At 72.3% G+C, this 12,674-nt stretch carries 8 protein-coding genes and 2 pseudogenes; 6 read left to right on the top strand and 4 right to left on the bottom strand.

The window, feature by feature from the left end; translation table 11 throughout:
* Together AB0K10_RS15045 and AB0K10_RS15040 are read right to left on the bottom strand one after the other, a co-directional pair.
* Window positions 1-233, bottom strand: a pseudogene (locus AB0K10_RS15045) (phytochelatin synthase); the annotation flags it as partial.
* 613 nt (window positions 234-846) lie between these two features.
* Window positions 847-2,580, bottom strand: coding sequence for a beta-N-acetylhexosaminidase (locus AB0K10_RS15040; protein ID WP_363683601.1), 1,734 nt, complete (start codon window positions 2,578-2,580; stop codon window positions 847-849).
* A gap of 258 nt (window positions 2,581-2,838) precedes the next feature.
* Here AB0K10_RS15040 and ppdK point away from each other — a divergent pair, with 258 nt between their 5' ends.
* Window positions 2,839-5,547, top strand: coding sequence for a pyruvate, phosphate dikinase (gene ppdK, locus AB0K10_RS15035; protein ID WP_363683599.1), 2,709 nt, complete (start codon window positions 2,839-2,841; stop codon window positions 5,545-5,547).
* A 146-nt stretch (window positions 5,548-5,693) separates the two neighbouring features.
* Here ppdK and AB0K10_RS15030 read toward each other — a convergent pair whose 3' ends face one another.
* On the bottom strand, window positions 5,694-6,194 hold the full coding sequence (locus tag AB0K10_RS15030; RefSeq protein WP_358140601.1) for a roadblock/LC7 domain-containing protein: 501 nt from the start codon (window positions 6,192-6,194) through the stop codon (window positions 5,694-5,696).
* A 248-nt stretch (window positions 6,195-6,442) separates the two neighbouring features.
* On the opposite strand from AB0K10_RS15030, the gene AB0K10_RS15025 reads away from it, so the two are divergent.
* Genes AB0K10_RS15025 through AB0K10_RS15015 form a run of 3 tightly spaced genes read left to right on the top strand, consistent with a single transcriptional unit; the run spans window position 6,443 to window position 8,890 of the window.
* On the top strand, window positions 6,443-6,790 hold the full coding sequence (locus AB0K10_RS15025) for a VOC family protein (RefSeq protein ID WP_363683597.1): 348 nt from the start codon (window positions 6,443-6,445) through the stop codon (window positions 6,788-6,790).
* Window positions 6,780-8,045 carry a deoxyguanosinetriphosphate triphosphohydrolase gene (locus AB0K10_RS15020; RefSeq protein WP_363683595.1) on the top strand — a complete coding sequence of 422 codons (1,266 nt, stop codon included), beginning with the start codon at window positions 6,780-6,782 and terminating at the stop codon, window positions 8,043-8,045. The genes AB0K10_RS15025 and AB0K10_RS15020 overlap by 11 nt, the downstream gene beginning before the upstream one ends.
* Window positions 8,046-8,059: 14 nt before the next feature.
* Window positions 8,060-8,890, top strand: coding sequence for a siderophore-interacting protein (locus AB0K10_RS15015; RefSeq protein ID WP_363683593.1), 831 nt, complete (start codon window positions 8,060-8,062; stop codon window positions 8,888-8,890).
* 6 nt (window positions 8,891-8,896) lie between these two features.
* Here the strand turns inward: AB0K10_RS15015 and AB0K10_RS15010 are convergent, their stop codons facing one another.
* Entirely contained in the window at window positions 8,897-10,102 is a 1,206-nt protein-coding gene (locus AB0K10_RS15010) for a low temperature requirement protein A (protein ID WP_363683591.1), read from the bottom strand.
* Between the two features lie 113 nt (window positions 10,103-10,215).
* Between AB0K10_RS15010 and dnaG the strand changes: the two are divergent.
* A pseudogene (gene dnaG, locus AB0K10_RS15005) lies at window positions 10,216-12,118 on the top strand (DNA primase).
* Window positions 12,119-12,655: a hypothetical protein gene (locus AB0K10_RS15000; protein ID WP_363683589.1), complete on the top strand. Its 537-nt coding sequence runs from the start codon at window positions 12,119-12,121 to the stop codon at window positions 12,653-12,655.
* Window positions 12,656-12,674: the final 19 nt, after the last annotated feature.

Here is a 12,674-nt window from a genome sequence, read left to right as displayed (position 1 = left end):
ACGGACAGGGCGTTACGGGCCGCGGCCGGACCGCAGTAGTAGAAGTTCGGCTGGGCTTCGTAGCGCACGCCGAGCTGACGCTCACCCGAGGGCTTGCGGTCGGTCTGGGTCTGCGAGGTGGGCTTGGCGTCGGAGGCGGCGTAGGCGGCGGTGACGGGGCCGGCGATGGCGCCTGCGGTGAAGGCCAGGCCGGCAGCGGTCAGAGCGGTCTGACGGATCAGATCGGTACGCATGATGGCGTGCTCCTCTGCATCGGGGGAAAGCGCGTCGGCACACGAATGTCGCGGGGGGTGTGTGCCGGGCGGGAAGTCTCAGGGGGATCTGCCCGGCGGCTGGGCCTGCTCGGGTGTCCGGGGGTGTAACCGTGGCGGCCGGTCGGGTGTTCCCGGCGACCCGCCGCGCGGGCTGGCCAGTGGTGCTCGGCCATGCGGGGGATGTAACCGTGGCGGCCGGTCGGGTGTTCCCGGCGGCTGCCGTGCGCCGCGGCCCAGGGGCGCGGCGGTCTGCCAGGTATAACGGCCCCGCCCGGCCCAGGATTCCGCCGCCCGGGTGGCACCGACCACGGGACGCAACCACCGATACCGGACAAAAACCGACGCCCCTGGCGGCCAGCCCGGGCGGTTGCGGGGGTGATCGACTCGGGTTCGGTGATAGCGGGGTGTCCGGGCATGCGGGACACCCCGACTTCATGCAACCCGAGTCGATCACCTTCCGTCCGGTGTCCGGTTCGACCTGGAACCGGCCGTGAGGCAACTATCGCGCCGCACGGCGCGTCGGCCGTTGGTGCGGACCGCCGATCGCCGATCGCCCATCTCGGGCGGGCCTCGATCACCTTCCTGCGGGCGCCTACGGGGTTGTCGGGTCGTTCTGGGGTGCGCGGTCCTGCCGGGGGATCGTGGGAGTCGCCGGCCAGGGGATCTCGGGGGCGCGGTGGAAGGTGATCCCGGCGGTGGACCAGCGCGGGCCGTGCCCGGCCAGGCGCTCACGGAACCCGGCCCAGTCGTGTGCGGCCCGGGTCGACCAGCCCAGCTCGGCGATGGCGGGCAGCCGGGGGAACAGCATGAACTCGATGTCGGTGAGCGAGGTGACCGATTCGGTCCACAGCGGGGCCTCCACGCCGAGGACGGCCGTGGTGGGCACGTCGGCGACGTGTGTGCCCGGATCCCAGTCGTACGCTCGGCGCACGTCGATCAGGCCGGCCCAGTCGTGCCCGATCGGGGTGTCCTCGGCGTACTTCATGTCCAGGTAGGCGTGGTTGCCGGGGGAGAGGATCAGTCGGGCGCCCCGGCGGACCGCGTCGGCCGTGGTGGGATCGTCGGCGTCGGTGCCCCACCACTGCAGGACCCGCCCGTCGAGGTGCGCGGCCGGGGCGAGCTGGTGCCAGCCCACCACCGCCTTGCCGGTGTCGGCGACGATCCGCTGCGCCCGCTCCACGAAGTCGGTGTAGACAGCGCCCTTCACCTTGAACGCCTCGTCGCCGCCGATGTGCAGCCACGGCCCGGGGGTGAGGGCGGCCACCTCGCCGAGCACGTCGGCGATGAAGTCGTACGTCTGCTCGTCGGCCGGGTCGACGTAGCTGAAGCCGACCTCGGTGCCGGTGTACGGCGGCGGCGCGATCTTGTCCGGTGCGAGCCGTGGGTACGCGACGAGCGCCGCGTTGGTGTGGCCGGGCAGGTCGATCTCCGGGACCAGCGTGACGTGCCGGGCGGCGGCGTGGGAGACGATCCGCCGGTAGTCCGCCTTGGTGTAGTGCCCGCCGGGGCCGCCGCCGACCTCGCTCGCCCCACCGACGCCTGCCAGCTTCGGCCAGGAGTCGACGGCGATGCGCCAACCCTGGTCGTCGGTGAGGTGCAGGTGCAGGTGGTTGAGCTTGTAGCGGGCGAGGTGGTCGATCACCCGCAGGACGTCCTCGACGGCGAAGAAGTGCCGTGCCACGTCGAGCATCGCGCCCCGGTAGGGAAAGCGGGGGCGGTCGAGGATCGTGCCGCCGGGCACCGCCCAGCGCGTGGTCACCGGGGCCGGGCTCTCCACGGCGGCGGGGAGTAACTGCCGGAGCGTCTGCACGCCGTAGAAGAGACCTGTCGCGGTGCCGGCGGTGATGCGTACCTCGGTTGCGGTCACGTCGAGCCGGTAGCCCTCCGCGCCGAGGTCGGCGGGGGGTGCGGGGGCCGGGCCGGCGGGCGTGGCGGCCAGGGTGAGCGTCAGCGTGCCGGTCGGTCCGTCCTCGAGGGTGTCGGCGACCGGCAGGGGAAAGCCGGTTGCCGGTCGGAGGAGCTCGGCGAGGTGGTCGGCCACCTCGCGGGCGCCCGGGTGGGCGGTGACCCGGATGGCCGTGTCCCCGGTGAGCACGAAGGTGGCGCCGGGGTCCGCTTCGACCCGTTCCGGCGCCGGTACGACGGCGTCGAGGCGTACCGGAGGGGCGAGCAGGTCGTCGCCGGCCGCCCGCGCGGCGAGCACGGCCAGGTCGCCGGCTCCCGGCTGGTGCGCGGGCAGGTCGGCGGGGGCCGTCGGGGTGGGCTCGGCGGCGGTCGGCTCGGTGCTCGGCTCGGGGGCGGGGGAGGAGAGCGGAAGGGAGGACACGACGACGGCTCCGGAGGGGGTTATTCGCGTCGGATATGGCAAAAGTCAGCTTCGGCAGAACCAGTGTCGTCAACAATACGAGGACCGGGGATATTGCGTGATCGTGCGCGTGGAAGCGTTCCCAAAAACCGGTACGAACGCGGATAGTCGTGATGGCTGTGCCTATTGTCACCGAACGGTCCCAGGCCGCCCGATCTTCGCTTAACCTTCGCCCTGAACCTTCGTTAAGTGTCAATCCGGCGCGCGTGGGAGGCTCTGGTGGCAGCGCAAGAGACCGACGAACACAAGTACGTCTACGACTTCTCCGAGGGCAACAAGGATCTCAAGGATCTGCTCGGCGGCAAGGGGGCCAACCTCGCGGAGATGACCAACCTCGGCCTGCCCGTTCCGCCCGGCTTCACCATCACCACCGAGGCCTGTCAGGCGTACCTGGCGACCGGGCGGGAGCCGGACGGCCTTGCCGGTCAGATCGAAGCGCACCTGGAGGCGCTGGAACGGGCGATGGGCAAGCACCTCGGCGACCCGCGGGACCCGCTGCTGGTGTCCGTCCGCTCCGGGGCCAAGTTCTCCATGCCCGGCATGATGGAGACCGTCCTCAACGTCGGCCTCAACGACCAGAGCGTGGTCGGGCTCTCCGCGCAAGCGGGTGGGAACGACAGGTTCGCCTGGGACTCCTACCGCCGGCTGATCCAGATGTTCGGCAAGACCGTCTGCGAGGTGCCGGGCGAGGAGTTCGAGCACGCCCTCGACGAGGCCAAGGCCGCCAAGGGCACCTCCAACGACCTGGACCTGGACGCCGACGACCTGCGGGGGCTTGTCGACGCGTACAAGAAGATCTTCGCCAAGCACACCGGTCGGGAGTTCCCGCAGCAGCCGCGTGAGCAGCTCGACCTGGCCATCCGGGCGGTCTTCGAGTCGTGGAACGCCGAGCGCGCGGTGCTCTACCGCCGCCAGGAGCGCATCCCGGCCGACCTCGGCACCGCTGTCAACGTGGTGACAATGGTCTTCGGGAACCTGGGCCCCGACTCGGGCACCGGCGTCGCCTTCACCCGCGACCCGGGCAGCGGCGCGCAGGGCATCTACGGCGACTACCTGGCCAACGCGCAGGGGGAGGACGTCGTCGCCGGCATCCGCAACACGGTGCCGTTGCAGGAGTTGGAGCAGCTCGACAAGTCCTCCTACGACGAGCTGCTCGGCATCATGGCCCGGCTGGAGGAGCACTACCGGGATCTGTGCGACATCGAGTTCACCATCGAGCGCGGCAAGCTGTGGATGTTGCAGACCCGGGTCGGCAAGCGGACGGCCGCCGCCGCGTTCGTCATCGCCGGGCAGCTCGTCGACGAGGGCCTGATCGATCTGGACGAGGCGCTGCACCGGGTCAACGGCGCGCAGCTCGCCCAGCTCATGTTCCCCCGCTTCCAGCTCGACCACGAGTTCGAGGCGGTCGCCACGGGCATCGGCGCGTCACCCGGCGCGGCGTCCGGCACTGTGGTCTTCACCTCCGCCCGGGCCGTCGAGCTGGCGGCCGAGGGGAAGTCGGTGATCCTGGTCCGCCGGGAGACCAACCCGGACGACCTGAACGGCATGATCGCCGCCCAGGGCATTCTCACCTCGCGCGGCGGTAAGACCAGCCACGCCGCGGTGGTGGCCCGGGGCATGGGCAAGACCTGCGTCTCCGGCGCCGACGCGATCGAGGTGAACGTGCCGGCGAAGCGGTTCACAGTGGCCGGGCAGACCGTTCACGAGGGCGACGTCGTCTCCATCGACGGCACCACCGGCAAGGTGTACCTCGGTGAGGTGCCGGTCATGCCCTCGGAGGTCGTGCAGTACTTCGAGGGCAGCCTCGACCCCGAGCACATCGACAACGCGCTCGTCCGTGCCGTACACCGGATCATGACGCACGCCGACGGGAAGCGGCGGCTGGCGGTCCGCACGAACGCCGACACCGGCGCGGACGCGGCCCGTGCCCGGCGCTTCGGCGCCGAGGGCATCGGGCTGTGCCGCACCGAGCACATGTTCCTTGGTGACCGGCGGGAGCTGGTCGAGCGGCTGATCCTGGCGCGCGCCGCGGACGAGCGGGAGGCGGCGCTTGAGGCGCTGCTGCCGTTGCAGCGGGACGACTTCGTGGAGATCTTCCGGGAGATGGACGGGCTGCCGGTCACCGTCCGGCTGATCGACCCGCCGTTGCACGAGTTCCTGCCGCCGTTGGAGCAGCTCGCCGTCAACGTCGCGGTCGCCCAGGAACGCGGCGAGGACGTGGCCAAGGAGGAGGCGCTGCTCGCCGCCGTCCGGCGGATGCACGAGGAGAACCCGATGCTCGGGCTGCGTGGCGTACGCCTCGGCCTGGTCATCCCCGGCCTGTTCGCGATGCAGGTCCGGGCCATCGTCGAGGCCGCGGTCGAGTGCGCCAAGCGCGGCGGCGACCCCAAGCCGGAGATCATGGTCCCGCTGGTCGGCGCGGTGCAGGAGCTGGAGACGGTACGCGCCGAGGCCGAGAAGATCATCGAGGAGGTGACCCGGGAGAAGGCTGTCGAGGTGCTGATCGGCACCATGATCGAGGTGCCCCGGGCGGCGTTGACCGCCGGCCAGATCGCCGAGGCGGCGCAGTTCTTCTCCTTCGGCACCAACGACCTGACCCAGATGGGCTGGGGCTTCTCCCGCGACGACGTCGAGGGCGCGTTCTTCTGGCGCTACCTGGAGCTGGGCATCTTCGGCATCTCGCCGTTCGAGTCGATCGACCGCGACGGCGTCGGTCGGCTGGTGCGGATCGCCGCCGAGGAGGGCCGGGCCGCCCGACCCGGGCTGAAACTCGGCGTCTGCGGCGAGCACGGCGGCGACCCGGACTCGGTGCACTTCTTCCACGAGGTCGGCCTGGACTACGTCTCCTGCTCGCCGTTCCGGGTGCCGGTGGCGCGCCTGGAGGCGGGCCGGGCCGCCGTGGAGACGGGCGGGTCGGACAGCCGCTGAACCGGACGCCGGCGGCGGCCCGCACGACCGGGCCACCGTCGGCGCGGCGTCTCCGGCATCGGTCCGCGCGCCGACGTCGCAGATCGGCGGCGGGCCGCGCCGACGTCGGCGGTCAGCTCGGCGGCGGGCCGGGCCGCTGCCGGCGGTCAGATCGGCGGGCGACGCCAGGTGGGTCGGGCCGAGCGGCGTAGCTGCGTCGGCAGGGTCGCCATCGGGGTACGCACGGCCAGCGGCGCGTGCGCGTCGGGGACCGCCGTGGCGCCGATCCCGCCGCCACGGGTGTCCAGCACGCGGCCGGCCCGGTGCGCCACCGCCCGGGCCTCCTCGTGCAGCCCTTCCAGATCCTCCGCCGCAGATGCGGTGACCAGTGTCAGCAGGGCGCTGCGTCCGGCCGGGTAGGTGACCACGCAGCCGTCGGTGGTGCGCACCACCGATTCGCGGAACTCGCCCCGCCGGACCGTGTCGGCGACCCGGTGACCGAGCCCGTAGCTGGCTGCGGCGAGCGCGGCGAGGTGGGTGGCGTCGGTGCTCGGCAGGTCGCTGGAGATGAGTAGCCCGTCCGTGCCGGCCAGCACGGCACCGGCGACCTCGGGCCGACGTCGGCGCAGCCCGAGCAGTTCCGTTCCCACCACCGTGTCTGCATCCACGAGCGTCTCCCTAGCGGTCGGCTCCGCGTCTCGGTCGTTGGTCACTTTCCGCGCTGGGAACGCTACCGGTGGCCACTTCCGCCCGCGAGCCCGTAACCGACGGCGATCGGTTCACAACTCACAGCCGATCGGCGGTTGTGCGACCGCCGGTGCTGCGTCGCGGGCAGGTCGAGCGGCATCGGCGGGCGTAACCTTGGCTCGCTCACACACGGCCGACGGTGTCCGCCGTCGACGGGAGAGGTGGTTGTATGACAAGCGTCTGGGAGAACCTGACCATCGACGCCCGCGATCCGGCCCGACTGGCCCGCTGGTGGGCCGAGGCCCTCGGGTATCAGGTTGTCGCCGAGAGCCCGGACGAGGTGGAGATCCGCAAGTCCGCCGACCGCCTTCCCGGCCTGGTCTTCGTGCCGGTGACCGACGGCAAGGACCGCAAGAACCGGTTGCATCTCGACCTGCGCCCGGCCGACCAGGAGGCCGAGGTCGAGCGTCTTGTCGACATGGGCGCCCGGCACGTCGACGTCGGTCAGGGTGACGTGGAGTGGACGGTCCTGTCCGACCCGGAGGGCAACGAGTTCTGCGTTCTGCGTGAGAAGTGAACCGGGGGCCGCCGACGCCCGGTTGGTCGCGGAGCCGCCCAAGGACACCGGCCACCGCCGGTCGCCGTACGAGCGTGACCGCGCCCGGGTGCTGCACTCGGCGGCGTTCCGTCGGCTGGCCACCAAGACCCAGGTGCACACCGCCGGCACCGACGACTTCCTGCGGACTCGGCTGACGCACTCGCTGGAGGTGGCCCAGATCGCCCGGGAGATGGGCGCCCGGCTGGGCTGCGACCCGGACGTGGTGGACGTCGCCGGGCTCGCCCACGACCTCGGGCACCCGCCGTTCGGGCACAACGGCGAGGCGGCGCTGGACCTGCTCGCCGCGCCCTGCGGCGGCTTCGAGGGCAACGCGCAGACGCTGCGGGTGCTGACCCGACTGGAGGCGAAGGTGCTCGCCCCGGACGGTTCGTCCGCCGGGCTGAACCTCACCCGGGCGTCGCTCGACGCGATCGGCAAGTACCCCTGGCCGCGCCGCGACGGGCAGCGCAAGTTCGGGGTGTACGCCGACGACGCGGCGGTGTTCGGCTGGATCCGGGCCGGTGCGCCCGGCGCCCGGCGCTGCCTGGAGGCGCAGGTGATGGACTGGGCCGACGACGTCGCGTACTCGGTGCACGACGTGGAGGACGGCATCCACGGCGGGTACGTCGTGCTGCGCCCGCTGCTCGCGGACGTCGACGAGCGGGCGGCGCTCTGCGCCGACGTGGCCGCCACCTACTCCGGGGAGTCTCCGGCCGATCTGGCCGAGGTGCTCGTCGAGTTGCTGGCCGACCCGCTGCTGGCCCCGCTCGCCTCCTACGACGGCAGCCACCGCGCCCAGGTCGCGCTGAAGGCCACCACGAGCGGTCTGACCGGTCGGTTCGTGTCGGCGGCGGTGGCGGCCACCGAGGAGCGGTACGGCCCCGGGCCGCACCGCCGTTACGCCGCCGATCTGGTGGTGCCGCGACGGGTCCGGGCACAGTGCGCCCTGCTCAAGGGCATCGCCCTGCGCTATGTGATGCGGCGCACCGGCTTCCGGGGTCGCTACGAGCGGCAGCGGACGATGCTTGCCGAGCTGGCGGCGGCGCTGGTCCGACGGGCGCCGGACGGGCTCGACCCGGTGTTCGCCCCGCTGTGGTCGGCCGCGCCGGACGACGCGGCCCGGCTGCGCGTGGTGATCGACCAGATCGCCTCGCTCACCGACCCGGCGGCGATGAGCTGGCACGCCCGTCTCACCTCCGGCGGCGCACCGCCGGAGGCATCCGCGACAACTTAGGCTAACCTAAGTGCATGTCGGAACGCCCAAGGAACGTCACAGCGGTCCAGGTGCTGCGCACCGAGCGACCCACCCCGCACCTGATCCGGCTCGTCCTCGGTGGGGACGAGCTGACCGGCCTGCCGGTGGGCGAGTTCACCGACCACTACATCAAGCTGGTCTTTCCACACCCCGGCGTCGCGTACCCGCAGCCGCTTGACCTCGCCGCGATCCGCCGGGACCTGCCCCGGGAGCAGTGGCCCCGGCTGCGCGCCTACACCGTGCGACGGTGGGACCCGCTGGCCGGTGAGTTGACCGTGGACGTGGTGCACCACGGGGACGAGGGGCTGGCCGGCCCGTGGGCCGCCGCGCTGCGCCCGGGTGACCCGGTGCACTTCGTCGGCCCCGGCGGGGCGTACGCGCCGGACCCGGACGCGGACTGGCACCTCCTGGTCGGCGACGAGAGCGCCCTGCCGGCGATCGCCGCGGCCCTGGAACGGCTGCCGTTGGGCGCGCCGGCCCACGTCTTCGTGGAGATCGCCGACCCGGCGGACGAGCAGAAGCTGCTCAGCCCGGGGGCCGTCGAGCTGACCTGGCTGCACCGGGGCGACCGGCCGGTGGGCGAGGCGCTTGTCGCGGCGGTACGAGAGTTGGAGTTCCCGGCCGGTCGGGTGCACGCGTTCGTGCACGGCGAGGCCGCCTTCGTTCGGGACCTGCGCCGGCTGCTGCGCGGCGAGCGGGGCGTACCCCTCGACCAGCTCTCCATCTCGGGCTACTGGCGGCGGGGCATGGACGACGAGGGCTGGCGCTCCACCAAGGCCGACTGGAACAACCAGGTGGCGACCGAGGAGGCCACCGCCGCCTGAGGGCCCTCATCCCTCGGGTGTGCGGTTCGCCGCTCCGGCCCGGCTGAGCCGCCGGCTGAGCAGCACCGCGTACCCGACGACCGCCAGGGCGAGCAGCGCCAGCATCACCCTCGGTCGGTGCACAGTCGCGGTGATCAGGGAGACCGAGAGCACCCCGTAGGCGGAGATCGCCAACCGGGCGAGGCTCGGTCGGGTCCACAACCAGTACAGGGCCAGGCCACACAACGTCCAGACCACCATGGATGCGCCCAGCAGCAGTCGCAGCTCCAGCGGCAGCCGGGCCGCGTTGTCGTCGACCAACCGGACCACCTGGCCGAGCGCCCAGCCGAGCAGCAGCAGCGCGCCGCCGAGCGGGATGTGCAGGAAGCTGTACGCCTGCCCGCCGCGCAGCCGACTCTGAAGCAGACGGGTGGTGACGAATGTGGTGTAGACCCACCAGACGGCCGCCGGGATCAGGAAGGCCATCGCGGCGGTGAGGATCATGTGGGGCGGAGGGTGGTCCGGCACCGCGAAGAGCAGGCTGGCCAGCGCGCTGCCCAGCACGATGATGGTGAACTGGCCGATCCGTTCCGGCAGGTGCCTGTTGTCCACCGGCCAGCGGTTGAGCCACCGCACACCGACCCAGGGCGTGGCAAGTTCGATGACCATCGCGACGATCCACAGGACCGGGCGCAGCTCGGTGGGCGTCGTCAGCGACACCAGCCAGATCAGCCAGCCCGCTCCGAAGCCGATCAGGTAGACAGTCGTCACCATGCGGGCCATCGGGCTGGTGGGGCGGGCCCGCAGGTACAGCAGGAGCAGCACGCCTCGCACGATCAGGTACCCGACCGGCAGGAGCACGCTCTCCGGCACCTCGTCCACCCCGAGGGTCATCGCGCCCGCGCCGATCAACGCGACAAGCACCAGCAGCCGGTGTGGCGCGTCGTCCGGGTCGAACCGGGTGTCGTAGTAGACCTGCCCCAGCCAGGCCCACTGGATCACGACGAAGAGCCCGATCACTGCCAGCACGGCCGTCGGTGACGGGCTCGGCTCGTTGCCCAGCCGGGCCACCACCGCCGCCAGCGCGTACACGAAGATGATGTCGAGGAACAGCTCCAACCAGGTGGCGTGCCGGTGGCCGGCCTCGTCGGCTCGCGGGACCAGTTCGCGCAGCCCCATCCGACCGGCCAACCAACTCGGCAGTCGGGGAGCTCCGGTCCGTACCCTGCGCATCTGGTCATGGTCCCCGCGCGGGCCCGGCGGCCGGGCCGGAACCGCCCAGCTGGCAGCGGCGGTCGCCACACCGGCGTCCCCCGGCCGGCGTGTCGCCGGTCCGGCAGGGCAGGATGTACGCCGAGGGGGTGGCGCATGGCTGGGCGGATCCGGGACGAGGACATCGCACTGGTCCGGGAACGCACCTCGATCGGGGATGTGATCTCCGAGACGGTCACCCTGAAGTCCGCCGGCGGCGGCAACCTCAAGGGCCTGTGCCCGTTCCACGACGAGAAGAGCCCGTCGTTCAACGTCTCGCCGGCCCGCAACGTCTGGTACTGCTTCGGCTGCGGGGCCGGCGGCGACGCGATCAAGTTCCTGATGGACGCGGAGCACCTCAGCTTCGTCGAGTCCGTCGAGCGGCTGGCCGGGCGTGCCGGCATCCAGCTGCGCTACGTCGAGGACGACCGGAGCACCCCGCGTCCCCGCCCGCAGCAGGGCCAGCGTCAGCGCCTGGTCGCCGCGCACGCCGCCGCCGTCGAGTTCTACCGGGCGCAGCTCAGCACCGCCGGGGCCCGGCCCGCCCGGGAGTTCCTGGCCCAACGGGGCTTCGACCGGGCCGCCGCCGAGCGCTACGGGTGCGGGTTCGCGCCGGAGGGCTGGGACCTGCTCACCAAGCACCTGCGTCAGCAGGGCTTCACCCACCAGGAGCTGGTCACCGCCGGCCTGTCCCGGGAGTCCCGCTCGGGGACGCTCATCGACCGGTTCCGGCGTCGGCTGCTCTGGCCGATCCGCGACCTGGCCGGCGACGTGATCGGCTTCGGGGCGCGCAAGCTCTTCGACGACGACGACGGGCCGAAGTACCTGAACACCCCCGAGACGCCGATCTACAAGAAGTCGCACGTGCTCTACGGCATCGACCAGGCGAAGCGGGAGATCGCCAAGCAGGGCCGGGCGGTGATCGTCGAGGGTTACACCGACGTGATGGCCTGCCACCTGGCCGGGGTGCCGACGGCGGTGGCGACCTGCGGCACCGCGTTCGGCGCGGACCACATCGGGGTGCTGCGCCGGCTCCTGCTGGACACCGATTCGGTGGCCGGCGAGATCATCTTCACCTTCGACGGGGACGCCGCCGGGCAGAAGGCGGCGCTGCGTGCCTTCGCCGACGACCAGCGCTTCGTTGGCCGGACCTTCATCGCGGTCAGCCCGGACAACATGGACCCGTGCGATCTGCGCCTGGCCAAGGGCGACCTCGCGGTCCGCGACCTGGTGGCCCGGCGCGAGCCCCTTGTCGACTTCGCGCTTCGTCACGTCATCAGCCGCTACGACCTGGACACCGTCGACGGCCGGGTCGAGGCGATGCGCCGGGCCGCGCCGCTTGTCGCGCAACTGAAAGACCGGGAGAAACGCCCGGAGTACGTCCGCAAGCTCGCCATGGACCTCGGGATGGAGATCGAGCCGGTGCAGCGGGCGGTGCTCGCCGCCGCCAACACCCCGCCGCCCGGTGACCGGGAGGCCGCATCCGCTCCGCGTTCGGCCCCGGCCCGCCCCGAGCCGGCCGTGGACAGCCCGCAGTCGATGGTCGAGCGCGAGGCGTTGAAGCTCGCCCTGCAACAGCCGGTTCTGGCCGGGCCGATGTTCGACGCGGTGGAGGCCACCGAATACCGCCACCCGATGCACGTCTGGGTGCGGGCGGCGATCGCGGCGGCCGGTGGGGCGGTTTCGGCGACCGGCGGCGCGGTGTGGATCGAGAAGGTCCGTGACGCCTGCGAAGACCTGGCCTCGGCGGCGCTGGTCGGCGAGCTGGCCGTGGAGCCGCTGCGGATCGACGGCGAACCGGACCCGCGCTACGTGTCGATCACCATGGCCCGTGTGCAGTTCGGGTCGGTGACGGCCCGCATCCGCGACCTCAAGTCGCGCATCCAGCGGATCAACCCGGTCAACAACAAGGACGAGTATTTTGCCGCCTTCGGCGAACTGCTGTCGCTGGAGCAGCATGCGCGGGCGTTGCGCGAGCAGGCCGCGGGAGGGCTCTAGATGGGACTGTTCAGCCGCAAGCCGAAGCTGCCGCCGGCCGACCGGCCGCCGCTGGCCGCCGACGAGCGGGTGCTCGCCTGGTCGGCGGCCGGCAACGGCGAGGGCGACGGGGTCGTCGTGGCCAGCAACCTCGGGCTGTGGCTGCCCGGGCGGGGTCACCGCATCGGCTGGCACGACGTCCTCAAGGCGGTCTGGTCCGGTCGGGAGCTGACCGTCACGCCCGCCGACACGGTCGTCGAGCGCGACGGCTACACGGTGGTCGCCGACGGGCCGGCCGAGACGTACCTGCTGCTCGACCCGGGTGAGCTGCCGCACCAGGTGCGGGCGCGGGTGACGCGCTCCGTCGCGTACACCGAACGCCACCCGGTGCCCGGCGGCGCGGCCCGGGTCGCGGCCCGGCGGGTGGCGGGCGTGGACGGTCTGACCTGGACGGTCCGCCTCGATCCCGGCACCCCGGCGGACGACGCGGCCCTGCTCGACGAGACCGACCGGCTGGTCGCCGCCGCGCGGGCCGCCACCGTTCCGGTGGACGGCTGACGCATATTCGCGTGGAGGA

Origin of the sequence: Micromonospora sp. NPDC049274 (assembly GCF_040678875.1) — a bacterium.
Classification (GTDB): domain Bacteria; phylum Actinomycetota; class Actinomycetes; order Mycobacteriales; family Micromonosporaceae; genus Micromonospora.
The sequence above is the reverse complement of the archived record's forward strand: the minus strand, read 5'-3'. Positions and strand labels throughout refer to the sequence as shown.